Source organism: Paraburkholderia phytofirmans OLGA172 (assembly GCF_001634365.1).
Taxonomy (GTDB): Bacteria; Pseudomonadota; Gammaproteobacteria; order Burkholderiales; family Burkholderiaceae; genus Paraburkholderia.
This window is the reverse complement of the sequence record NZ_CP014581.1, coordinates 53,958-77,159: the sequence shown is the minus strand read 5'-3', so window position 1 is coordinate 77,159 and position 23,202 is coordinate 53,958. Positions and strand designations below refer to the sequence as shown.

Here is a 23,202-nt window from a genome sequence, read left to right as displayed (position 1 = left end):
AAGTTATATGGATCTTCCAAATCGAAACAAGTCCGTCGCCGAACTGCGCAAGGACAACAACAAGCTGATCACCGCCGTGATGTGCATTGCCATCGCGGCGTTGCTCATCGCCGCAAAGTCTTTCTTCCAGTCTGACGTTGTTATCAATCAGGTTCCCGGCATGCCGGACGGCGCGAAGATCGAACGAAATGGTATGGACGCCGGCGCGATGCAGGCATACGCGTACGCCGTTACGAATGCGCTGGCGTCAATCAATCCGAGCAATGGCGATAGCGTGAAGAAGTTCGTTCAGCCGTTTCTGTCGCCGGCCTGTTTCACCAAAGTCAGTCAGGCGATCGATAACAAGGTCGCGTTGCTCAGCTCGCAGCACGAACTCGGCAGTTACTACTTCATTCTTCGGGGTTTTGAGGCTGACCAGAAGCTTGGCCGGGTCTTCGTGAAGGGAGAGCTACATACGGTCAATGCCGCGAAAGATACCTCCGAGCCCTACGTTTTCGAATATCCGGTGCATTTCGCCAACTACCAGATGATCTTCGACGACGTCACCTCCTACTCCGGTGACAGGGTGCACAACTCAACTTGGATCCAGGCGCAACAAAAGAAATGATGCAGACAACGAACCGTTATCTGGCCGCGCTGCTAACCGCGTCGATCGGCCTTTCAGTTGCCGGCGCTGCCCAAGCAGACAGTGCCCCCGCCGCTGTTGATTTTGGCCAACCGGCCCCGACCGCACCCAAGAGTGCCGATGTCAAGCGCAAGGTCGTGCATACAGTCCACCAGAAGGCGCGTGACCCGCTCGCCGTCGATCCTAGCATTGCGGTGAAAGCGACCGCGCCGAAAGAGATCGATCTGCCGGGCGTGCTCAAGGTGCCCGGTGAGAGCATGGACGTGCTCGATCCGACCAAGGCGCGAAGGATCGCATGGACAAACGGCGGCTCGCAGACCGTTTACATGAGCATCAACGAGCCCAACCGCATCCAGTTGCCATTCAAGAACCCTTATATCGTTCAAACCAGCGATGTGAAGGTCGATCACCGCCCGGCAAGTAACAACATCTACGTGTACTGGCCGCAGTTGCCGGCGCAGGCGCGGCAGTTGTTCATCGAGCCGCCGGACGGTGGCCCGACGCTCGGCCTCGAGCTGGTTCCGAAAGACATTCCGGGCCAGACCGTGATCGTGACGGACGACACCGGAATTGTGTCCGGACATCGGAAGCCGGCATCGAGCAGCAGCGACTACATCAGCCACGTGCAGGACGTCATGGCGACGATCGCGCTCGGCCATGCACCGGACGGATATTCACAGGTCGACGTGAATCTGCCGCCTATCGCCATGGATGGCCTGGCTGTCACCGTTGACGAACGTTATAGCGATCGCGACGGCGATATCTTCGTCTACAGCGTTCGCAATCCAGGGCAATCCCGTGCGCTTCTGAGGGAGCAGGAATTCGACGGGGCGAACGTGCTTGCCGTTTCGATTTTCCCCAAGCCGCTCCTGCAGCCCGGCGAGAGAACGAAAGTCATTGTGCTTGCCCGCAAGCGTGAGGAACAGTAAGCATGGAAATGCCATCATTCATTGTGCAGAAGCGGCAGGAATGGGACGACATGGATCCCAAGTTCCGCTACCTGCTGATCGGCGTTACCGTCATCGGTACGGCCTTCATCATCTATCAGCGCATTATCCATCAGGCCCCTGCACCTTCGACCGCTGCCGCATTGCCCGCGCAGGTAGTGCCGGCGACTGCAGCCACTCCCGGCACGCCTGCACCGCAGCAACCGGGGTTTAACCAGAACATCAGCGTTCTGCCTACGTCTCCGCGGAATCAGGGGCTGGAGGATCTGACGACGCAGATCGATTCGCTCAAGCAGCAGGTGGCGGCATTGCAGCGCGGACAAGGCACGGGCAACGCGGGTGGCGGTTCGACGGGATACGTGCGTGTCGTCAGCCAGCCAACGAACGCCGCGGCTCCTGCTGCGGCAAGCGGCGCCGACACAGCATCGAACAACGGCCTTGGCAAGGATCTGCCCGCATCTGTGAGCTTCGACCAGCCCGGGTCGCGTGCTGGCAAAGCCGGGGCCGGTTCGCCGGACGGAGCCGCCGCACCGATGGACCCGCCTGTGCCCGTAGCGCCGGCACGTCCGATGATGGTCTCTGATCCGGTCCAAAAAATGTCGTCGGCTGACGATGCCAACCGTCGCCCCGATCTCGTTCTACCGATGTACACGGGCGTTGAGGCAGTCATGCTCTCTGGCATCAACGCTCGCCCGAGCGGATCGAGTGGTGGAGCGGTCGGCAGCGTGACCTCGGCGATCGACGTCGGCGCACCGTTCGTTTCGCGCGTGAAGGGCGTTGCGATCATGCCTAATTCCTGGAAGGCATCAGATCTCGAAAACTGCTTCATCGGTGGTTCCGCCACAGCTGTTCTGAGCGCCGAGCGGGCGTACGGCATTGCGGACCACATTAGCTGCATTTTCAAGAACGGCGATGTCTACGAAGCGCCGATGAAGGCGTACGCGCTCGATGTGGACGGCACCCTCGGTCTCGCTGGCAAAGTGGTCAACAAACAGGGGGCCATGCTGATGCAGGCGGCGCTAACCGGCGTGGCCGCCGGTCTCGGCTCAGCACTCTCACCCAGCTCGGTGCCTTCGTATAACACCAATGTTGGCAGCGGTTCGGAACAGAGCTTCACCTATCCGAGCCCGAGCTATCTGGCCGGCACTGCAGTTGGGCAAGGCATTAACCACGCCGCAACCGAGCTTTCGCAGTTTTACCTCAATTTCGCCAAAGAGACCTTCCCCGTCGTGGAGGTTACCGCGGGCACGCGTGTGACGTGGATCCTGAAGGAAGACATCGTACTGAAGAAGCGGACCCCAAAGAAGGACACTGACCAATGAAGCAGATACGCCGTTCCAACATCCTGACCGCAACAGTGGCCGCTTGCCTGCTCGTGGCGCTCTCCGGCTGTTCGACAGCCTTTAACCCGATTGGGTCGAACTCGTACGACTGCAACCGCAAGCAAGACCCCAGCAGTAAGTACTGCCACAGCTTCAAGGCCGTGGAGTCTTCCACGAACGGAGAACTCCCCGACAGCCGGTTCGACGCCGAGCTGAAGTTCAGCCAGTACGACAAGGACACCGAGATCGCCCCCGTGGGCGACAAGTCGCATACGGGCATGAAGTCCGGTGGTGGCGAAGCACTCGTCATGGGTTCAGGTTCGCTTCCGCTACTCGGCGGCGCCGATCCCGCGCCGCAAGACGGAGCCCCGGTTCGCCAAGGCCCGGTCGTACAGCGAACGTGGATCAAGCACTTCGTTGACGACAGCGACATGTTGACCAGCGACATGACCGTCTACAAAGAGATCGTGCCGACCCGTTGGGCTGGATTCGATGGCGGCAATCCCGCCGGCGGCACGCAAGGCAACTACCCCCACAAGATCGCAGAGACAAAGATTGTTGCCGATACGAAGGCCGCACCCGATCCGTCTCCGCGTACCGATTTCATCCAGCCGGGCGGTCAAACGTCGGCTGGTGAAAGTAGCCCAGGCACCTCAATGCCGAATTCAATGCCACAGTAATAAGAGAGGAAACCAATGAAACAACAAGCCGCAGTAAGTCCGCTGACCACGTCTGTCCGCCCGTTTCGTCCCGCTGCTGTCATCGTTCTTGCCATGGGCGCAATGCTCATTTCGGTTGGCGCGCTGAACGGCGGTACGGCACTCGGGGCCAGCGCGTGGGACACACTCGTCTCAACCATCCAGAGCATGCTGGGCAGCACGCTGGTGATGGCACTCGTGCTTCTTTCGTTGATCGTAACGATCTGGCAGCTGGCACACGGTCAAGGTTATCGAAACCTGACGGTTGTGCTGGGCATCCTCGCCGTTGCCCTCATCGGGCCGTCCCTTATGACCACGGTCGCGACGGCTACTGGCGTGCCTTCGACTGTCGACCAGGTGCAAATGAGCACCTTCGATCTCGCGCATTAAAACCCCGCGGCCTTTCGCATGCGAAAGGCCTTCAAAGCGCGGCGTGAGCCTTCCTGGTCACGCCGCGTTCCGCTGACGCCGAGAGAGATTCACCTTGACTGCTACCACCCAAAAGCTGCAAAAGAGACCGGCCAGTGACATGGTCAATCTCGAGACCTACACCTCCGATACGAACCTTGTCATCAGCAAGGCGGAAGCGGAGAAGCCCTATGTGGGCGCGGTCTATCGGATGACGCCTCTCGCCGGCGGCGGTGGAGAGTTCAGCACGGTTGTGCAAAACATCTTCAAGGCCGTTCCGGATGACTCTGTTATTCAGGTTAGTCTCGTCGTCCATCCCGACCATGAAGCCCCGGAAACCTTCGCCAAAGGGAAGCTATACGGTGGCCACGTCGTTCAGGATCTGATCGGCCGCCACAAGAAGCTGTTGCAGTCGGCTCTGACGACTGGATCGCTCGTGGACATGCCGATCCTCAACAAGCGTACCGTCGTTATCTCACTCGCATTTCCGAGCCGCAAGGTCGACAGCGACGTACTGGAAAACGCGGAACATCTGCACAACGAGTTCTATGCGAATCTGAAAGATTGTGGCTTCTATGACGCCGAAGTTCTGAGTGCGCCCAAGCTCGTAGGGGTGTACCGACTGTTCGCCGATATCTTCGAACCGCAGACCGAGGTCGCACTCGACCAGCTCGTTGATCTGAAGTACCAGATCTACGGCCCTGACCAGAATTTTGATTTCCGGGATTCCCGTGTGGGAATCTTCAATGAGAAGACCTACTGCACGGTTGTGACCTGTAAGTCATACCCGGAAAAGCCATTCCACGGGATCATGAATCTCGTCAGCGGTGCCCCCTTCAACAGCGGCACGACCAAGGAAGGCGGCGGTAAGCGTATCGATACACCGTATATCCTCACCACAACCGTGCGCGTCGCGAGCCAACGCAAGGAATGGACTCGCATGGAAAGCGCGATCAAGTCGCGCACCGCAACGCAAAACTTCCCGGTGAAGCTGGGCGTCGAAGACGCGGCCGCCAAGCTGAACGATCTCCTCGAGCTGAAGAAGCAGGCGGCCGAGGACGGCAACAAATTCGTTTACGCGTCCACCAACGTGTTCCTGTTCGGCAGGAAGCGTGAAGACGCAGTTCGCGCAGCTGCAACGGTTAAGGGGACGTTGAACAAGCTCGGTTTTGACGCGCGGGAAGTAGTAGGGAATGGGCTCGTGCGCTGGGCACAGTCACTGCCGCTGAATTTCTCGTCGGCTATCGCCAATAAGGTCGATGGCGAAGCGGTCATGGCTGCATCCGAGGTCGGGTGCCTCCTGCCGGTTTATGGCGACGCTCTTGGCAACGTCAACAATCGTTTTCCTACGACCGGCGCGTCCTACATTACGCGACGGGGCAGCGCCCATTATTTTGACCCCTTCGTCAGCAACTCTAATTTCTGTGGCGTCATGGCAGCGGAATCGGGTGCAGGCAAGTCCTTCAATCTGCAGTACATGATTGACTGTGACCTGGCCGAAGGCACGAACGTGGTCCTTTTCGACAATGGTCGAAGCTCCAAGAAGTATTGCTATTCGGTCGGCGGGGAGTTCAACGAGTTCGGCGGTGCATCGGGTTTCAGGCCGTCTCTCAATCCGTTTACTGGCCTGACCGATGACGAGTTCGATGAGCAGCAGGAGACAATTACCGCCCTGCTGACGATGATGGCGTACGACAACGAGGAACAGGACCGTGGCGCCCGTATTGCGGCCAACGAAGCCGTCAAGGCTGCGTGGGGTCAACAGGGCAACAAGGCAGAAATCGCGACGGTCATCGACTGCCTTGAGCGCATCGTTGCATCTGCCATCGAAAATCCCATGAGAAGCGAGCCGGTCACGGCAGCTTTGAACCTGATTCCCCGCCTCAAGGCTTTTATCGAATCTCCGACCCGTGGAGTGTATTTCCGCGGCCCGAGCACGCTGAACCCCAAAAAGCAGCTGACCGTGTTCGAACTGGCCAGCCTGGGCGACGACGATCACCTGAAGCGTTGCGTGCTGTTTTGCTGCCTGAACGTCTTGATGACCCGAATCCGGACGGTGCGAGGGCGCAAACGGATCTACGTCGACGAAGCTCAGGATCTGATCAAGGTCCCGTCTGCTGCTGACGCCCTGGAGGGACTGTATCTGAAGGGGCGTAAGGAAGAGTTGGCGGTCTGGATCATTGTTCAGTCGCTCATGAAGGTTTCTATGTTCCCCGCCGGCTCGGTCATTCTCCGGCAGTCGGCATGGAAGGTCATTATGGCTCAGAAGTCTGAAGAAATTGATGCTGTGATCGACCAGAAGGTGATGACCGCTTTTGCCGAGGATGCGTATTTCAACCGTCTGCTGCGGAGCGTCGAATCCAAGAAGGGATTCTGGAGCGAGATGCTCATCATGGGCGAGAAGACTTACGAGGTCGCGCGTCTGTATGTCGACAAATTTACCGCGACCCTGTTTAGCTCCGAAGGCGATGACAAGGACGTCGTGTTCAAGCTCATGGAAGAGGGCATGGACGTGCTCGACGCCGTTGCGAAGGTCATGGGCGATACGAAGGCACGGCGCACAGAGTGGATGAAGAAAGCGCTCAACCTTTGGACGGATCACGACGGTCTTTCGCCGAGGGAAATCATTAACGAGATAACGGAGCTGCTCCAATGAAAAACTACTTTACCGCCGGAGACCTTCCATACTCAGTCGCGATCATGCTGTGCCTCGCGACATATCTGATGGGTCACCAGGCCGCGACGCCGGCAAAGAACGTTGCGGTCGTGGAGAAGGGCGCTGTCATCCTCGAAGCGACCCTCGACCGCCCGAACCTGTCTGAGGCGCAAATCAAGGCCCAGGTCAGCGAGCCGATCAAGGCAGTGCTACGCCGCTATCAGAAAAACGGCTACGTCGTCATCGACACCAGCCGCAATGACCAGGGCGAAATCACGGTGGCCGCTATCCCGCCGAACACGATTGACATCACGAATGAACTGCGTACGGCCGTTCATCTTCCGATCCAGAAGCCTGCCCTGGCCGCGCCTCCGGCTGGGACCTCCAACGCGGCGGCCGTGGGCAATCATGAATAGCGCGGCACCCGTAGTCAACGATGGGTCGAAGCCCAGCAACCAGCGCGGCAAATTCGCCGCGTTTTTTCTCGGTGTGCTTCTGCTGGTTGTCGGGTTCTGGTGCAAGCCGATCCTCACGCTCGGTTTCGATCCTCAAAGCGAGCGCTGCCTGCCTGACTTGCATCTTGCGCTGCTCGTTCACGAAGATCCGCAGACCGTACACGATGGAGACCTCATCTTCTGGAAGCCGAGCGGCGCACTCGCTGGCTTCAAGGAACAGTTCATTCTCAAGGAAGTCGCCGGCGTTCCTGGGGACCACGTGACGATCAGGGACGGCAAGGTGCAGATCAACGGAAAGACTGTGGTTCAGGGATTTCCGCTGGCCCGCTTCTATCACCGAAGCGCAAATGATTTCAATCGCGATGAAACCATTCCTGCGGGCGAGTTCTTTATGGTCGGCGTGCATCCGCTGTCGAACGACTCGCGCTATTGGGGCTATCTGGACGCGCACCAGATATCCGGTTTTGCCTACAAACTTTTCTGACGACTACAACATGCCCGGCCGCCGAAATACCGTTCTCGCCCTGCTGGTTGCCGTCAGTTCACTGGCGGCATCTGCCGTTGCGTTCGCGCAGCAAGTCGCTCCGCGCGGCGACGACTACGGCGACGCCTTTCTGAACTACGAACCCTACGTGACACCGGGCCAGAAATCCGACGCCGAACCCAAACCGGCGCCGCAGGCCGCAGCGCCGGCACCTGCTTCCGCTGCCAAGCCGACCGGTAGCCAAACCGTCGACGTCGCTTTTCTGCGCAAGGTTTATCCAATGCTGGAAGAGCGCGCGATCAACGACCCGACTGACGCCAATGTTTCCGCCTACATGTACACCAAGCGCATCGTCATGGATAAGGCTCAACGGTTCAGCGAGGCCGTTACGCGGGTGCTGCACGAGGATCCTGTGTTGGACGAAAACAATCGTGTCCCCTATGCGTCGACGGGCGCGATCGCGGTACGAAACGCGGACTATCAGGCCCAGCAGAAGGCTGTACAGGAGCTTTCTCAAGTTGGCGGTCTGGTCGTGTTCGTAGATAGCTCCTGCAGGTTCTGCGCGATGGAGCTGCCAGTGCTGGGGATGCTTAAAAATGGATACGGCCTTGAGTACGTCGTGATATCGCTCGACGGTACGAAGCCCAAGGGATTCAAGGGCAACGTGATGCAGGACAACGGGCTGTTTCACAAGCTGAATCTCAAGCTCACTCCGTCTGTCGTTTTCGTTCCTCATCCCAAGGCTTATGACGGCTCACCAGACCCGAACCGATATCTCGTCGTGTCGCAAGGCTTCTATGCGGAAGATGAACTGATCAAACAGATCGCTTATGCCGGTCACGATACGCGACTGCTCAGCGCTGATGTCATGCGGGATTTGAGCGTGTGGGATCGTGGCGTAGCGACAAGCACCGACCTGCAAAACCTGAAGCTCGACCCGAACAAGCCGGATACGTTCAGAGAAACCCTCCAACCTTACTTGCTCAAGCAGTACTAGGAGTCGCCCATGCGTCTAAAACATTTCCTGGCGGCCATCGTGCTTATGGTCGCCCCGATATTCGCCTTCGCGGGGATCTTTGCGGACCTCGGCTCGATGGTCATGAGCAATTCGACAGCACCCAGCACAATGAGCACCAAAGATCGGGTCGGCGTGTTCATGGGGGGATTCACCATGCGGACACCAATCTCGTCCGTGAACCTCATTACGTTCGACCCGCCGCGCATTGACGCTGGGTGCGGCGGGATTGACCTGTACGGTGGTTCGTTCAGCTTCATCAATGGCCAGCAGTTGATCCAGATATTCCGTCAGGTTGCGGCCGACGCGGCTGGCCTCGCGTTCAAGGCTGCTATCAAGGCGATCTCTCCGTCGCTCGACGCGTTGATCACCGAATTTCAGACGCTGCTGCAAAACATGAATAACCTGGCAAAGAATTCCTGCCAGATGGCGCACATGCTCGTCGATCCCGCGGCTTCGGCGTTGTCGAATGCAGTCAATGGTGACGGCAACATTGCGGGTACGAACTCGAACATGTTCTCCGACGCCTTCGGTGGTCTGACCAACTATCTGTCGCAGGCGAATTCGTACCTCAAACAGCAGTCGGCTAATAACCCGAAGAGCGGCAACGCACTGGTCAAGACGGTTGTGTCTTCTGGCGCATCCTCGATCATGGGGCTTGCCGGTCTCGGCAACGTCGACGGCAGCGGTGATGATCCGACTAATCCGAACAGTCTGAACAACGAGATCCTCTACGCGCTGCTCGGCTACAACATTGATGCCGTGCCTTGCAATAGCTACAACGGGGCAGGTCAAGCGCCGTCAACCAGCACTCCCGCGAATAATACGGTGGGACAGGTCACGTGCTCTGGACCGGCGCTCATTACCCTCGACGACATTATCAAGGGTGGCGGCAGCGGCTCATTGAACCCAAATACACCGTTGTCGCTTTATCAGTGTGTCAATCCGAGCGGAAGCATTACCGGCGGTGTGGACGATCAGATCTGTACGCAGATGCGGGTGATTCCGTTCAACTATCAAGGCATCCAGGGGTGGGTGAATACGATGTTGTTTGGGTCGCCGGACCCCGCCTCGTCCATTACCGGAACCTCGATCATCGGGCAGGTGAACAGCGGGCAGTCGACACAATTTACGGCATCGCAAATCCAGTTCATGAATCAGGCTGGGGTGCCGCTGGCGGCTCTGCTGGCCAAGACCTCGAACCCGAATACCCGTATCGCAATCGCCGAGCGTCTTGCGCCGCACATTGTCGATTGCGTGGCTTCGCATGTAGGGGAGGTTCTCTATAAGGGGTCTAACCTCATCCAGACGACGACGGGCTTCGATATCACCAAGGACGAGAAGGATCGTATTGCACAGCTGCGTGGCGATTTTCTGACCAAGGAAACGGCGTGCAACAACAGCGACGTGCTGTTCAAGATCGTCTCGGAAATCAACGAGGACACGCGTTTCACGGCCTCCAACATCAAGTAACCGAACGGGGCGTATCAGTGGCTATACCTACCTTAACGTACTATTCGGTCAGCGCGGACCTCACGACCCTGAGTGCCGTCCTCAACGGCGTTGCGATGATCTGTCAGCAGAACGCCCTGATCTGGGGTTTCGCGTTCGCCGTGGGGCTGTGGCGTCTGCTTTCGACCGCGACCAGTGCCGCGCTGAAAGGCGCGAACGGGCAGGGGGGCGCGGTGCTCGCGTCCGGATCAATGAGTGCTTTCATGCCGTTCATTCTGGCGATGACACTCACCAATCCCATGCTGCAGGGAACCGTCCAGCTGGAGTCGACCATCAACGGAGCCGTGACCGAAGTCGATCACGTTCCGCTGGCGATCTCGGCCATCCCGGCTTTCGGCAGCGTGCTTTCACAGAATCTGAACCAGCTTTTCTCTACTGCCTTCCAGAACGTCGACGCCGAATATCCAGCGATTTCGGCCACGGCCAACGGCTTTCTGAACCCATTGAAAGTGTTGTTGACTTCCCGCACGGCCATGGTCCGGCTGGGTGGTGTCGACTCGGAAGTGAAGACTGTACTGGCCGCGTGTCTTGGGCCGGACTCGGGCGTGAACTACGCCAATATCCAGAATCTTGTGATGAACGCCGGCAACACGGGCGCGACCACTTCACAGTCAATTGAAATCAACGGCACAAATCCGACCGCGCTCGGCGCGCTGCTCTATCAGGCGTCACTCAATACCAGCGGGATGGTCAACGATCCGGGCCTGAACGCCACGAACATGCTCTCGTGCTCGGCAGCGGCCAATCAAGTGGCGAACGACGTCACGAATGCGCTCAACTCGGTCGAATTTACGCGCGTGATCCAGGGCGCGGTCAACGGGATGGACTCGCCTGTTCCGGGAGCGGATTACAGCTTTAACACCGTCGCGTCGCAATACAACGCAGTCACTACCGCGAACACGCTCGGTGGTGTGTTTGCCGGCGGCACCGGGCAGTCGAATGCGGAGTTCATGAACCTGATCTTCTCGGAGATGGTGCAGAACGACCTTAACTGTTTGCGGGCGAGCAGCGACACGCTGACCGAATGTGAAGCGACAGCGCTGCAAGCATCGGAAGTCGAGCGCAACAATTTGCAGCAGGCAGCGAGTGAAGTGCCCATGCTCCGCTATGCCGGCAGCTTCGGCAATTACCTGATCGCCCTGATCATCGGCCTCGGACCCGTCATCATCATGTTCATGATGTTCGCCGGCGTAGACGCTGGGAAGTGTGTCAAGACCGCTGCGCACATTATGGTGTGGCCGCTGCTCGTCGTGAACGTTGGCGCGGAGCTGGTCAACGGCATGCTGTGCATCGACGTGGCGAACTACCTTCAAGCGATCCGGCAAGGTGGCTGGCTGTCGCAGGCGACCACGCTGGCCGCGTACAAGGAACTCAGCCTGCAGATCGGCGTTGGCTCGCACATCATGGCAAGCCTGCCGGTTCTGATGAGTCTGATTTTCGGCCTCGGCGAGTCGTCCGCAATGACGAGCGTGGCCACGACCATTGCGCCCAAGAGCAAAGATGTCGAAGAGAACCTTGCGCCTACGCCTGCATCAACACGGCCCATGTTTGAGAACAGCTCGGTCGGCACTATCAGCCAGCTGGGAAATGGGTCCGGCAAGCTCGCAATGCAAGGCAGCCTGGATGCGGTCTCCACGACGTCCACCTTCGGCAATTCGGTGCGGGACGCGGGCCGCGTGCTGACGCAGTCTGACACCCGCAGTCAGGCGATCAGCTCGGGACAGACGAATCTCGCCGAGTGGCGGGAGGCGATGAGTACAGGCAACTACAGCAAACTCGGCATTGATCAGTCAATCGGGCAGTCGGTTGCGACGAACTACAACAAGGAACAGCAGGCGCAGAACCAGTTGCATGCCGGTAGCGGCCTGACCGGGCTACGGAGCAACACCAATGCGACGAACGCCGGCATGGGGGGCAGCATCGGTGCGAGCACCGGGAAGATGGGCGGGCTTAGCCTTTCCGCGGGCGCGCACGGCGACACCGGTACGGCCGCGCAGGACTCATTGCAGGCCAATCAGGATCGTGGTCGTTCCGAAAATTTCAACAATTCTGTCGCGCTGACCAAGGCGTTGTCCGACACGATGTCGCAGTATCAGAACACCAGCGCGGGCAAACAGGCGTCAAGCGATCTGTCGAGAAGCCTCAGTACCCAGCAGTCCTATCAAAAGACGCTCAGTGAGGTTCAATCGACGAGCGACGCTGCGTCTCAAGGCGTCCACGAAAGCTCCAGTTTCGTCGACCTCAGCTCGAAGATCGGTTCCGAAGAAATTGCATGGCAACAGAAAACCAATCCAGAATACGCGGCGTTCCAGGCCATCGACGGGCGCAAATTCAACGATAACGCAGCGGCCGGCAAGTACCTGGCCACCGCTTCCTCCGACGCGAATTCCGGCTCGACAGGTCGACTTGTAGGTGACTCCGCAGGACAGGAAGCGATCAACCGTCACCGTGCGGCCGTCATGCTTGCGCAGGATCAGAGCGCCAAACCGGAAGACAGGCTTGCAGCAGCCCGCTATCTGACCGATGAAGGTCGGGCGATGCAGCACATGCGATTCGACCCGACTAACACGGGCCCGATGAACATGGACATCGCGGCTCCTGCGGACCGCACCGGCGTCAACAGTGGCGGGTTGCAGGGCGCTGCCAATTCGAGGACACCTGGCGCGATCGTTCCTGCCGTGCCGACCACCCAGCGCAGCCCGTTTACTGCGCCGGCCGCCAACGACCCGGTAGCGGCAGCTCACCGTCGCGCATCTGGCGTTACGCATCATGACGCCGGCCGGTCGCCGTCGCCTGTGAGCGCGGGTGCCGCTCCTGCAGCATCTGCAACACGTGCAACGCCTACAGCACCTGCGGCGCCGCAAATCGCGGGCGTCCCAAGCCTGCCAGTAGCGCCCGCGCCCCAATTCAACCTTGCTCCGGATCTGAAGAGGGAGGTAGAGACCGGCGTGCCAGCAGCCCAACGAGGGATCGAAAAGCAGGTCACTGGCGCGGAGCACCTGGCGGCTGACTCAGGGCTCGATGCGAATGGCCACGGCACCGTTGCGAGAACGGCAGCAAACGTGGCAGACAACGTGGTCGACGCAGGCCGGTCAGCGGGCGCTTCGTCCCGTACGCGTCTTGGCAACACCGATACTCCGGCAAAACCGGCGCCGAGGCCACCGGCTGCCGAGCCGAAGTCGAGATTTGTCAGACGCGGGCCGGGTTGAGTCCATCCCTGATACGTGGAGCGCGATGGTGCGCTCCACGTCGACACAATACGCCCCGAACCGCGAAACCGATGTTGTCCCGGAGGAAAGGTGATAGAGGACACTGTTGAAAAAGTCGTGCCTGATACTGGCTTGGTTGCGGTAGCAACTGCTTTCCTCGCCGTGCTCAACGAACCAGATTGGGGCGACTTATACTCCGCCTTCGATCATGCGTTCGAAACAGCGCTGACTGCACCCGACGTAGATCTGACCCAGCTCGATGCGATTCCCGAGCTTGCGGCCATACACGACGCAGCACAACGATATGCGACGTCAAAGGAAGCGCAACGAAAGGCCGCCGACAATCACGCCACGTGGCTCGCCTCACTGCCGACCGCAGCCGAATTGATGGCCGAAGTGAATGCTTCTGAAGGGAGCTACGACTTCCACGGCTACACACTCTGGCGGGAATGCGATGGCTGGTCTTTGACCAACGCGTACGGTGTGGACAACTGCGCGTTTCTGGCGCGCGAGGGTCATTTCGAATGGCTGCTGCAATCCGTCAGGAAGGGCGAAGACCTCGGGCCGGTTCCGCCGTATTGCCAGGATCCGGACGACGATGATCGCCGCTCGCCCGAAGACGATCGGTTCGATGCGTGTGATAGCGCCGCCCTGTTGATGCTTGAGAGGCTCTGGCCCGATTCGCCGACCGACGATGCGGCAGCAGAAAGCCTTTTCAGCCTGGCGCTCAATGCCCGCGTTGAGTCAGCGCTTATGTGGCTTCTGGTCACTTCGGGCGATGTCGGCACCGAAGCCTTCGACCGGCACAGGTCGGATGCGTGGGCGTTTGCCGAGCTCGCCGGGTATCTCTTTTCTTGCGAGCCGATGCCGCATCTCCTGCAAGACGACACCGAGCTTCAGGAGGCATGGACGCACGGAAGTGAACGCAGAGAGGCCGACAGGAAAACTACCGCAGCCAAATTGGATCGCGTCCGGCATGGTCTATTGAGGGCAATTAGCGACAGCACGTCGCGTGGTTCGCAGGCCCCGCAGTAATTTCGCAACCGGCTTTGCCGGTTTTCGTGCGCGAGCGCCATTTAAAGATAGTCGGCAGGGGATTTCCTCCGGCAATAACCAACGTTAAGGTGATCTATGAATCAGGAAGCTTTGCAGACCCAGCTCGAGGCCGCATGGACCGTCGTACGGCATATAGCTTTTTGGGCCAAGTGGGCGTTCTACACGCTGTTCGCTGTGCCGAGTGTGCTTCTCTGCGTCGCGCTGGCCCTGTACAGCGGATTTTCGTTCTCGACGATTCCACGCGAGTTCTATCAATACGTCTCCGATGTAGCCAAATATCCTACAGCTCAAGACGGGTACGTGACCGTGCAAACATGCAAGGATCCTGACGTCCGCAAATTGGCGAGCGGCGAGAAGACCGAGGCCGCATTGCCACCGATCATATGCAAGACCCTCGGATTCTCGGAACAACCGATTGAAAAGCGCACATCGGAAGCGAGTAAATTCCTGTGGGGTGGCTACGGAATCGCTGTGTTTGTCGCAGCCTTTTTCGCCTCCATGCTCGGCATCTTCGAATCGAGTCGCCGCGCCTTCCGAGCGTCGGCAACCGGCCGCGGTCCGCGAACGGCTAAACCGGTGGTGTAGGGTCACGCGCCAGTTCCCCCATCGATAGCCGATCAGCAGAGCCCATTGATCGACTGTAAATGAATACACGTACGTGCGAAGCCGATCCGCTGACTCTGGTATTAATTCGAAAATCTGGCGTTAAAAGAGAGGGGTTTCGGTGAGAACTCTTTTGTGCTAGTGTGAAAGAAAATCAATGAAAATTAGAGGTGAAAAATGGCGATGTTAAAAAAGGCGGCGCTGAAAGTCCTCGAACTGATCAAACGTATTCCGATTGCAGAAGGCCCCGGCGGCTACAGCGGTGGCAATTCTTATGGTGGCCCGGCAAAAGGGATAAATCACAACGGGGTTGGCCTGGGCGCACCGGGTCCGAAGAACAAGTTCGGCATGAACGGCCGCTCGGGGTATTGAGCATCGGCTGAGTTGCCGCGTCGCAACGGTGACGGTCTGGCCGCGCTGAACAGGAAATAGAAAGGGCTGGTTTTCGCATGCGAAACCAGCCCTTTTTCTATGGTGCCACCGTCTACCAGTCGAACGCAGCGCCCTCGCACACGGGCTGCTCCATGCCGGCCGTTCGCTTTTTCAACGCATTGCGCACCGTCGACGCCTTTACTTTGTATAGGTCCGCAATCGAATCGATCGTCATGCCTGAATCGAAAAGCTTCAGCCATGTCTCCAGCCGCTGCTCCCTGACGTCCTGCGCCGTCAGGCCCATTGCCTTCCGAAAACCCGCCTCGATCGCCTTCTGGCCGCGCTTCTTCGCCTCGGTGTAGGAAAATTTCCGCTTGCGGTACAGCGTGTTCAAGACGGACTCGGGCTTAACCTTGTAGAGCGAGGCCACGAGGTCGACGCTCATGCCGGACTCGAGCAGGCGGATCCACGTGTCGTAGCGAATCTCCAGTACCTGGCTGGCCGTGATGCCTAGTTGCTTGCGATAGGAAAAGACCTGCATGTGCTTCGCGCCGATGGACTCCGCGATTTGAGTATCGGCGACACCCTTGCCCAGACCTTTTTTAATAAGTGTTTTTTGTTCGTCAGTCAGCATAGCGGTCCATCGGGAGCATTTGGGATGCCACGTACAGGATCAGACTCTGCCATGTCCCGGCCCGCCGGCGGCGACACAAGCATGGCGAAAACCGACAGATCAGATCCGGGGGAAAGCGACTTTCCAAGCGTCTGGAGCATGTACGGAGCGCCGCTACCCGGATTAGACACGATATTACAAATACATAACAAGGAGCCCGACCCTAAAAAAGGTGCCGGAACACCCCTGCCACTGTACATCGTCATTTAAAATTCGGAAAGAATGTAGCTGTGACGCCCGTCACAAAAGGTGTTTACCGTGGTTTACTAAACCAAGGATGCGGCACTGGCGCGCGCAATGGTATCGGATCGAACATGACAATACTGTTAATAATTGTAATGTAAGGAAAGCACAAACCAGCGTAGCAGTTTGCGGGCCACGCGGTTCCCCCACTCTTCCTGAATGCGGCAAGCGCGCCCGCGACACTCGTCAGCGCGCCATTGAGATGATTCCGTTCACCAGCTGACTGAACATCGCGGTATCCCCTCCCGTAAATTCCGGCGTCACGATGTAAGTTCCTGCAACCGAAACGGCCGGTGTGTTTGTGATCTGCAGTGACTTCTGAAGCACCAGAAGCGACTGCAGACTTCCCCTGAGCGTGTCACCGTGCGCTTGCACCAGCTCAGGCACCGATACCGGCACGTGCGCCGCACGCCCTATCCTGTCAATGCCCGCCCAATTCAGCGTGGACAACCCTTTATCCTGCACCCCTATAAATGCCGCTTCCATAAAGTTATGTATGTACGCTGGGTAATACTTCTGCACAGCGAGATAACTCAACGCGAACTGGATTCCATCGGCTTTATTGACGAGCGGCGTAAAAGCAAAGGTCTTATCCTGCGGCAGTGTCGCCTCCAGATTCTTGAAGAACTGGAAATACATACGGGAGAACGGGCAGCTGGGCGAAAAGAAAACCCGCACAGTCTCCTCATCGCCCGCAACGGGCTTGACCTGCAGGTACGGCTTGAGCTGCTCCATGCCGGCCGGAACCTGGGCGTGAGCAGCAACGGGCAGCGCTACGGCGACGGCCAGAACCAGTGACGCGAGTCGCTTCATGTCAGACCTCTTCGGCTTCGATAACTTCGGTGATCGCGTCCACCTGCGCACGGTCCATATGTGACGAAAGCGGTTCGTCGCTCCCGGCATCTGCCGCTTGGTGGTAAGCGTCGATCGCGTTCGCAACCTGGACGTAGTTCAATCCGTGTGTCTTGGAAAGTCGAACGCGAAGGCTCGGATGCGCCTCCGCGTCGATGTTCCCTTCGAGTTTGGTGACGACTTCCGCCATGGTCGACCCAAACGACTGAACGGCGCGAATGCCGGCCACCGCGAGAGGCTCGAACTGGTCCTGCTCGCAAGCAGCGCGATAGATCGCGGAAGTGTCAACCCGGTCGGCTTGCAGCAAGCCCTTGATTTCAGGAGTCGTCGTGATGACTTCAAGGAGCGCAACCTTGCCCTTCTTCACGCCATCCTTAACCTCCGTGATGGTGTCTCCGAGATACATTCCGTTGGACTTCAGCCAGAACTGCTCATCCCGGGTCAGCCTGCGGGTCGTGGGCACGCCTTCGTAGCGATCTATGAGCCGCTGCGCAACCACCAGTTTCAGCACCTGCGCGACACGGTACGCGTCGCGCACCTTGTCCTCGGTCAGATCAATGGAGCGGGAATACGTCTCGAAGCTGCTGTTGGTGTGAAGCGTTGCAAGCACCAGATGCCCCGTTTGCGCGGCCTGCAGGGCGATCTCCATCGTCTCCGAGTCGCGGATCTCGGCCACCATGATGATGTCCGGATCCTGACGCAGCGAAGAGCGCAACGCTCGTTTGAACGTGATGTTGCCGCCAATCTGGACCTGCGTAATTGGCCCGTCGCCGCGAATAGCGATTTCCACCGGGTTTTCAATCGTGTGGATCGCCTTCTGCTCGTCGTTCAACCAGTCCAGCATCGCGTTGAGCAATGTGGTCTTCCCCGATCCTGTAGGGCCAGTCACGAGGATCAGTCCACTAGGCTCCGAAAGCGCACGCAGGATCGTGCGAAGCAGCGCATAAGACAGACGAAGCTCATGGAGCTTTGGAGCGCGCTGCGGGTCGAGTAGCCGGCACTTGAACGAGAACCCGTTATAGGTTTTCGTGTATTCGACCCGCACGTCAACCATATACAACGATTCACCCTCGAACGGTCGCAGGCCATGTTCGCGAGCGAACTCGGCCGGTAGCTCCAGCTCGAAACGGGTAGACGCGATTTCAGGGGTCGTGGCGCCTTGCGATGTACCAGTGAGCTGGAACATCTTGGTTTCCCAATGTCGGCCAATCGCCGCACCGTCGTATCTGAACTTGAAGTTCTTGAATCCGCCCGGAGTGCGGACATTCACAAACACGTCGGGCGAGTCCCTGTGGCCGCGCCCACTTATGTGGACATCAGATGACTGCGTGACGATCGCCCACACGAATAGCTGGCGTATGGCCTGCTCGATGGGCGCATGCTCGCTCGAACCCTCCTTCACCATCATGATCGCCCTGCGCTGGTCAGGCGTCAGGGCATCCAGTCCCTTTACTGCAGGTAGATCTCTCTCGGCCATCCTAGCCCCCGTTTACTGTTCTGACTCGTTAGGTTGTCGCGCTTTCGCCAAGCACTCAAATATTGATTTGAGTCGGCAAGGGAACTGATTATAATTTAACTATACCTAGCTCTCAACATAACGATGCAGACCAATGTCCCGGGTGCTCGCCGTCCAGTCGCCATGTGCTCAAGCGCAGTCCTGGCCGCGCTATTCTGTACAGCGGCGTTTGCGCAAGGCATGCCGACGACGCCCGAGAGCGTGAAGGGCTTCGCCGAGTCAACGTTCAATTCAGAAGTCTTCAAAGGACTTGTACAGAACTACCAGCATCAAAATTCGGCGGTCGTCAATAGCGTGAACGATCTCGCTGTCGCACAGGCCAAGGCTGCGCTGCCGAAAGCATCGGAATATGGCGACAGGATTCGCTACGGAACCCATAACGTTGTGACCAACGACGGAGAAACGATCGTTTCGTGGATGATCCAACTGACCGGCGCGAACGCCGCACAACGGAAAGACTTCCTGACAAGGCTTGCCAATCTGGCTTCCCAGCGCAACCCTGAAGCAATGACCTTCGAGGGTTTTGTGTCCGAGTATGGTCTCTTCGGCGAACCGCAAAGCGTCCCGAAAGCTATGGACCTGTACCGGAACGCTGCAGCATTCAACTACCAGCCGGCGATCTACGATCTCGCCGTTGCCGCTGCGTATGGCAAGGGCCAACGCCCGGACGCCGGCACAGCGTCCGCGCTGATAAGTCAGGCTGCAGCCATCGCTCCGGATGCCTCATACCGTGTCTGTGGATTCGGCGCGTTCCTCAGCTATCGCCAGGGCGATCAGCAACGGGCGCTGACCTATACAAAATCTTGCTGGTCCGATCTCGCGGGCATTCCGAAAGCGCTGTACAACGATCAGGTCACACCGAATCAACGCGTCATGCTGCTGCGCGCCTCGATCGCGACAGGCGCTGACGACGGCTACGGATTGCTCGCGCGCGTCACGCACGACGCCGGGCCAGAGCCGCAGTATCTCGCATGCAAATACATGCTGGTCGACAAATACCGCGGCACGCTCAACGGCAACACGCTGAAGGACGATGCGGTGAGCTGCTACCGGCAGTCCGGTTCAGCACCTACTGATCCCAAAGAGGCACTTCTCAAGCTCAACACCGTCGTTCCGGGGATTATCGGGTTCGTGCCTACGGAGATCCGCGCGCTCGAAAAGTCGCGTGCTTCCAACAAGTTTCACTACGCGTGGAGCGTGCCGTACCTGCCGTTCCGTCAAGAGGACGTGGACCTCTTTTCACCATTCGTAAGTCATACAAAACAATAAGGGCCAACAAGAAATGAGACTGACCATCTCCGCACTGGCAGTGAGTGCCATTGCGCTCGTGCTACCGGCTGTTGGACACGCGGCTGACGACTCGCCAAAGAGCGTACTCACACAGGCTGTCGTAGACGGAAAGGCAAACGCGCCTCTTGACGACAACGGACAGTTTGCGGCCGCTATTGCGTCAATCAAGCAAAGGACGGGAAACGACGGTCCGGTAATGCTCTACGCCGCGCGCATCCTGACTTTCAAGGAACAGCCTCGATGCGGTCGCGTGGCGTACGTGATCGCACAGCCAAGCGCTCACCTTGCGTGGCCAGATATGGGCGGCCAGCTGAACATCTGCGAGGACGGCCAACCCCCGTTGCGCATGTGCCCCGGTCACCCGGACAAACTCGTATTGGCCAACAGCCTTTGCCCGGATAGGTCCACGCCCGTGGACACCTCTGAGGTCACCGCAGCGATTCAGGCGGCTGTTGCGGGCGGCAGCATGACGCCAGAAGACGCATCGAAAATGGTTCGCGCGCAGCATGACGGCGCTGCGCAAGGCGCAAAGGGGCAATAGACATGAGGCGTCTGCTACCATTACTCCTTGCACTCTGCGCGCCCGCCGTTTTCGCGCAAAGCGCTGCCGACGTGGCAAACGGGACAAGCTTCGCCAACTCGATCGCGCCTACCTCGCCCTCGCAGATAGTGAATCCGTCCGGGGTTAGCAGCGCTTGGTCAGGAAGCACCACGACACCGACCACGGTACCGTCAGGCTTCGCCGGTTTCTCCAACCCGAACACGTCATCCTCCGCGTTGACCGCGGCAAAGTCCGGCAGTCTGACTGCGCTCGGGAATCAGGCTCAGATCGATTGCGCGAGTTACACGCCAGGCAGCGACCCGTACCAGAACCAGTATTGCGCTGCCGTGAACTTCTTGAACAACCAGTGCATGCAGCCAACGACGGGCGAAGCGTCCGTCCTGGGAAAGACTGGCACGGTGCAAGGCACCTCCGCAAACTGCGCGGGTACATACGGCGCCGGTCAGTCTCAGTTCGGTTACGGCAATCAGGTCACGCCCAGCGATCCGATTTTCTCGGGAACGCAAAATCTCGGCAACACTGCGTCGAACACGCTTACCCAGACGTGCTCTACCCAAACCGTCGTGACAACGCCGGCTCAGTACGCGACCAATACCTGCATTGTCTCCACCGATGAAGAAGACAACACGTGCTCTCAATATCTGAACACGACGATCACCAACTCGATCAATCAGGCATTGTCGACCACGAGCTGCCCCGATGGCGGCACGCTGCAGGCCGGTGTATGCGTGCATACCATTAACTACAACCCTACGATTTCCTGCCCGGCCGGCTATATCCAAGACAACGTGAATGAGTGCATCCAGTATTCGCAACTGGCGGGCACTCCCTATTGCCCGGGTGGCACTACGGAAAACCATACGAACAACGGCACGATGCTGTGCCTCGCGCCTCAATTTAGTAATGGGTGCCCGGCTTCCTATGCCGGCATGCCGCTTGAGGCCATTGTTTACTCGTTAGGGGGCACGTGTCTCGGTGACTACCTGCCGCTGCAATCGTGCCCGTCTGGCTACACGTGGGACGGGTCTGCCTGCACGCAGACCAATACCGTAGGCGTTACCTACAGCTGCCCGAGTGGTGGATCGCTGCAGGGACAGACCTGCGTTTCGTCCACCACTACATCGTCCACAACCACGTACAGCTGCCCGACCGGTCAGACGTTAAACGGCACGAACTGCATCCAGAAAACCGTCACGACGAGCTGGACCGACACGTGCGGAACCTACGAGAAGAGCGCCGGTGTTTCCCTTGGGGTGCCACAAAATTGAAAAAGCTAAATCTCGCGTCTTCGCTGACGCTTTGGCGCGCACTGGCCGCGATCGTGTGTGTGCTGTCGCTGGCTCATGCTCCACGTGCGCAGAGTCAGGAAACCTATGCAGCGGGTGCCTGCTCCCAAATCCCGGGCTCACAAACGTGCATCGACACTACACCCTGCAAGACAGATTCGAACGGTCAGCAGGTGTGTCTCTCAACCGCTTCCCTGCCATCGGGCGCGCTGGCCGTTCCCTATAGCTGCTGGCAATATTCGTATCAATACGCCTGCACGGGCACGACGACGGACACGTGCGCGCAGTATCGGAACAACTCTGCCTGCGGCGTCAAAGGTAGCGTCTGTAACGACACGATCGCTGAGACCGGACAGTGCGATGAGTGGACGTATACGTACTCATGTTTGACGCAGGCACAGCAGACCGCGCAGCAAATGAGCTGCACCAGTGGCCTCTTTAACGACGGAGGGTTCACGACGCCGCCTAATAACAACAATTCGTTCGCACGTGGCGCCCTCGGTCTGGAAATCACTGGCGAAGGCCAGACCTACACGGACGGAAACAGCATCTTCGCTGGAGTCTCCGAGAGTTGCCGGAAGGGATATGAAGGGATCCAGAACTGCTGCAAGAGCACGCCGGGCGGCCAGACCAATTCGGCCGTCATGAGTGTGGCGATCGGTGCGGCCGCGTCCGTTGTCAAATACGCCGGTGAGAAGGCAATCGACATGGCCTCGCCTTATGTCTTTGACGCCATGTACTCGAACGGCATTTTCTCGCAGGCGCTGACAGAGAACTTCACGACGGCGTTTTCGATGAATGCCGCCGATGGCGGCGGTACGCTAGGGACAAGTCTGGCGACGAACGGCCTTTCTGTCGGCGCTTACGGCTTCACGGTCGGCACCGGCACGATGTCCGCCGGTGTGTTGGGCGGCAACATGGAACTGGCGTCCTTCGGTTCAGATGGCTACCTCGCTTTTAACCCGTACGTTTTCGCTGCAATGGTCGCGATCCAGGTGATCGAACACCTTGCGCAGTGCTCGCAGTCGGAACAGTTACTCGCGCTGCACAAGGGATCAGGCCTGAGCACCTACATTAACGAAACGTGCGCAAAGAGCGTGCTGGGCTCCTGTGTTCAGTACGTCGACAACTACTGCTCCTTTAACTCGCTGCTTGCAGAGATCATCAACATCCAGGGCAAAACCCAGCTGGGTCTACCGCTCGCCGGATGTAGCGGATTGTCGCCCGCACAGATCAGTGCGATCGACTTCACCAAGATCGACTTCAGCGCTTTCACGTCGCAGATGATGAATCAGGCACTTTCGAACCTGCCGACGAACATCAGCGGCAACTACAACCCTATCGAGCAAAACAGCTCAAACGGCACCGCGCAAAAAGCCGGTTCATCGGTTCTTCCTACCTACTAAACCGCCAGATAA

The 23,202-nt window shown here is 58.5% G+C and carries 21 protein-coding genes and 1 pseudogene; 18 read left to right on the top strand and 4 right to left on the bottom strand.

The features are described 5' to 3' along the window. The first annotated feature begins 7 nt into the window (after positions 1-7). From AYM40_RS37355 to AYM40_RS37340, 4 genes and pseudogenes are all read left to right on the top strand, one after another. Positions 8-607 carry a TraE/TraK family type IV conjugative transfer system protein gene (locus tag AYM40_RS37355; RefSeq protein WP_063501199.1) on the top strand — a complete coding sequence of 200 codons (600 nt, stop codon included), beginning with the start codon at positions 8-10 and terminating at the stop codon, positions 605-607. After that, positions 604-1,554: a TraK domain-containing protein gene (locus AYM40_RS37350; protein WP_236721160.1), complete on the top strand. Its 951-nt coding sequence runs from the start codon at positions 604-606 to the stop codon at positions 1,552-1,554. The genes AYM40_RS37355 and AYM40_RS37350 overlap by 4 nt, the downstream gene beginning before the upstream one ends. Before the next feature lie 2 nt (positions 1,555-1,556). Further along, a complete protein-coding gene (locus AYM40_RS37345; RefSeq protein ID WP_063501198.1) occupies positions 1,557-2,894 on the top strand; it encodes a TraB/VirB10 family protein in 1,338 nt (445 codons plus the stop codon). Continuing rightward, positions 2,891-3,364: pseudogene (locus AYM40_RS37340) on the top strand (hypothetical protein); the annotation flags it as partial. The gene AYM40_RS37345 and the pseudogene AYM40_RS37340, both read left to right, overlap by 4 nt. 133 nt (positions 3,365-3,497) lie before the next feature. Here the strand turns inward: AYM40_RS37340 and AYM40_RS43990 are convergent. Then, a complete protein-coding gene (locus tag AYM40_RS43990; protein WP_410814966.1) occupies positions 3,498-3,590 on the bottom strand; it encodes a hypothetical protein in 93 nt (30 codons plus the stop codon). Here AYM40_RS43990 and AYM40_RS37335 point away from each other — a divergent pair. The 10 genes from AYM40_RS37335 (at position 3,590) to AYM40_RS37290 (ending at position 15,362) form a co-directional block, all read left to right on the top strand. Next, a complete protein-coding gene (locus tag AYM40_RS37335; RefSeq protein WP_062085483.1) occupies positions 3,590-3,982 on the top strand; it encodes a hypothetical protein in 393 nt (130 codons plus the stop codon). The genes AYM40_RS43990 and AYM40_RS37335 overlap by 1 nt on opposite strands. Positions 3,983-4,076: 94 nt before the next feature. Further along, positions 4,077-6,656, top strand: coding sequence for a TraC family protein (locus AYM40_RS37330; protein WP_063501196.1), 2,580 nt, complete (start codon positions 4,077-4,079; stop codon positions 6,654-6,656). Next, positions 6,653-7,072, top strand: coding sequence for a hypothetical protein (locus tag AYM40_RS37325; RefSeq protein WP_063501195.1), 420 nt, complete (start codon positions 6,653-6,655; stop codon positions 7,070-7,072). The genes AYM40_RS37330 and AYM40_RS37325 overlap by 4 nt, the downstream gene beginning before the upstream one ends. Next, positions 7,065-7,595, top strand: coding sequence for a signal peptidase I (gene lepB / locus AYM40_RS37320; protein WP_063501194.1), 531 nt, complete (start codon positions 7,065-7,067; stop codon positions 7,593-7,595). Before AYM40_RS37325 ends, lepB begins: the two co-directional genes overlap by 8 nt. Before the next feature lie 10 nt (positions 7,596-7,605). Continuing rightward, positions 7,606-8,592 carry a conjugal transfer protein TraF gene (gene traF, locus AYM40_RS37315; RefSeq protein ID WP_063501193.1) on the top strand — a complete coding sequence of 329 codons (987 nt, stop codon included), beginning with the start codon at positions 7,606-7,608 and terminating at the stop codon, positions 8,590-8,592. Positions 8,593-8,601: 9 nt separating this feature from the next. After that, entirely contained in the window at positions 8,602-10,083 is a 1,482-nt protein-coding gene (locus AYM40_RS37310) for a conjugal transfer protein TraH (RefSeq protein ID WP_063501192.1), read from the top strand. A gap of 17 nt (positions 10,084-10,100) precedes the next feature. Beyond that, positions 10,101-13,331 carry a conjugal transfer protein TraG N-terminal domain-containing protein gene (locus AYM40_RS37305; protein WP_082855572.1) on the top strand — a complete coding sequence of 1,077 codons (3,231 nt, stop codon included), beginning with the start codon at positions 10,101-10,103 and terminating at the stop codon, positions 13,329-13,331. Between the two features lie 15 nt (positions 13,332-13,346). Further along, positions 13,347-14,366, top strand: coding sequence for a hypothetical protein (locus AYM40_RS37300; RefSeq protein ID WP_148662467.1), 1,020 nt, complete (start codon positions 13,347-13,349; stop codon positions 14,364-14,366). A 96-nt stretch (positions 14,367-14,462) separates the two neighbouring features. Next, complete coding sequence (locus AYM40_RS37295; RefSeq protein WP_063501189.1) at positions 14,463-14,972, top strand: hypothetical protein; 510 nt, start codon at positions 14,463-14,465, stop codon at positions 14,970-14,972. A 195-nt stretch (positions 14,973-15,167) separates the two neighbouring features. Continuing rightward, positions 15,168-15,362, top strand: coding sequence for a hypothetical protein (locus tag AYM40_RS37290; protein ID WP_063501188.1), 195 nt, complete (start codon positions 15,168-15,170; stop codon positions 15,360-15,362). Between the two features lie 112 nt (positions 15,363-15,474). Here AYM40_RS37290 and AYM40_RS37285 read toward each other — a convergent pair whose 3' ends face one another. The 3 genes from AYM40_RS37285 to AYM40_RS37275 all read right to left on the bottom strand — a co-directional run bounded on the left by AYM40_RS37285 (position 15,475) and on the right by AYM40_RS37275 (position 18,607). After that, positions 15,475-15,996 (bottom strand): hypothetical protein, encoded by a 522-nt coding sequence (locus AYM40_RS37285; RefSeq protein WP_063501187.1) that lies wholly within the window; start codon positions 15,994-15,996, stop codon positions 15,475-15,477. A 468-nt stretch (positions 15,997-16,464) separates the two neighbouring features. After that, positions 16,465-17,091, bottom strand: a complete 627-nt coding sequence (locus AYM40_RS43155; RefSeq protein ID WP_063501186.1) for a hypothetical protein — start codon at positions 17,089-17,091, stop codon at positions 16,465-16,467. Between the two features lies 1 nt (position 17,092). After that, positions 17,093-18,607 (bottom strand): GspE/PulE family protein, encoded by a 1,515-nt coding sequence (locus AYM40_RS37275; protein WP_063501185.1) that lies wholly within the window; start codon positions 18,605-18,607, stop codon positions 17,093-17,095. Between the two features lie 162 nt (positions 18,608-18,769). Between AYM40_RS37275 and AYM40_RS37270 the strand changes: the two genes are divergently transcribed. From AYM40_RS37270 to traN, 4 genes are all read left to right on the top strand, one after another. Beyond that, the gene (locus tag AYM40_RS37270; protein WP_063501184.1) at positions 18,770-19,915 is read left to right on the top strand and encodes a hypothetical protein; all 1,146 of its coding nucleotides are present in this window, start codon (positions 18,770-18,772) and stop codon (positions 19,913-19,915) included. Between the two features lie 13 nt (positions 19,916-19,928). Then, positions 19,929-20,477, top strand: a complete 549-nt coding sequence (locus AYM40_RS37265; RefSeq protein ID WP_063501183.1) for a hypothetical protein — start codon at positions 19,929-19,931, stop codon at positions 20,475-20,477. A gap of 71 nt (positions 20,478-20,548) precedes the next feature. Beyond that, entirely contained in the window at positions 20,549-21,766 is a 1,218-nt protein-coding gene (locus AYM40_RS37260) for a hypothetical protein (protein WP_236721175.1), read from the top strand. Then, on the top strand, positions 21,763-23,190 hold the full coding sequence (gene traN, locus AYM40_RS37255) for a conjugal transfer protein TraN (RefSeq protein WP_063501181.1): 1,428 nt from the start codon (positions 21,763-21,765) through the stop codon (positions 23,188-23,190). The genes AYM40_RS37260 and traN overlap by 4 nt, the downstream gene beginning before the upstream one ends. Positions 23,191-23,202 lie beyond the last annotated feature (12 nt).

Bases quoted from the DNA above. Each gene is read 5' to 3' on its own strand.
- AYM40_RS37265 (WP_063501183.1), top strand. From the start codon at position 19,929: ATGAGACTGACCATCTCCGCACTGGCAGTGAGTGCCATTGCGCTCGTG.
- AYM40_RS37355 (WP_063501199.1), top strand. From the start codon at position 8: ATGGATCTTCCAAATCGAAACAAGTCCGTCGCCGAACTGCGCAAGGAC.
- traF (WP_063501193.1), top strand. From the start codon at position 7,606: ATGCCCGGCCGCCGAAATACCGTTCTCGCCCTGCTGGTTGCCGTCAGT.
- AYM40_RS43155 (WP_063501186.1), bottom strand. From the start codon at position 17,091: ATGAAGCGACTCGCGTCACTGGTTCTGGCCGTCGCCGTAGCGCTGCCC.
- lepB (WP_063501194.1), top strand. From the start codon at position 7,065: ATGAATAGCGCGGCACCCGTAGTCAACGATGGGTCGAAGCCCAGCAAC.
- AYM40_RS37335 (WP_062085483.1), top strand. From the start codon at position 3,590: ATGAAACAACAAGCCGCAGTAAGTCCGCTGACCACGTCTGTCCGCCCG.
- AYM40_RS37345 (WP_063501198.1), top strand. From the start codon at position 1,557: ATGGAAATGCCATCATTCATTGTGCAGAAGCGGCAGGAATGGGACGAC.
- AYM40_RS37325 (WP_063501195.1), top strand. From the start codon at position 6,653: ATGAAAAACTACTTTACCGCCGGAGACCTTCCATACTCAGTCGCGATC.
- AYM40_RS37290 (WP_063501188.1), top strand. From the start codon at position 15,168: ATGGCGATGTTAAAAAAGGCGGCGCTGAAAGTCCTCGAACTGATCAAA.
- AYM40_RS37350 (WP_236721160.1), top strand. From the start codon at position 604: ATGATGCAGACAACGAACCGTTATCTGGCCGCGCTGCTAACCGCGTCG.
- AYM40_RS37275 (WP_063501185.1), bottom strand. From the start codon at position 18,607: ATGGCCGAGAGAGATCTACCTGCAGTAAAGGGACTGGATGCCCTGACG.
- AYM40_RS37295 (WP_063501189.1), top strand. From the start codon at position 14,463: ATGAATCAGGAAGCTTTGCAGACCCAGCTCGAGGCCGCATGGACCGTC.
- AYM40_RS37270 (WP_063501184.1), top strand. From the start codon at position 18,770: ATGTGCTCAAGCGCAGTCCTGGCCGCGCTATTCTGTACAGCGGCGTTT.
- AYM40_RS37310 (WP_063501192.1), top strand. From the start codon at position 8,602: ATGCGTCTAAAACATTTCCTGGCGGCCATCGTGCTTATGGTCGCCCCG.
- AYM40_RS37285 (WP_063501187.1), bottom strand. From the start codon at position 15,996: ATGCTGACTGACGAACAAAAAACACTTATTAAAAAAGGTCTGGGCAAG.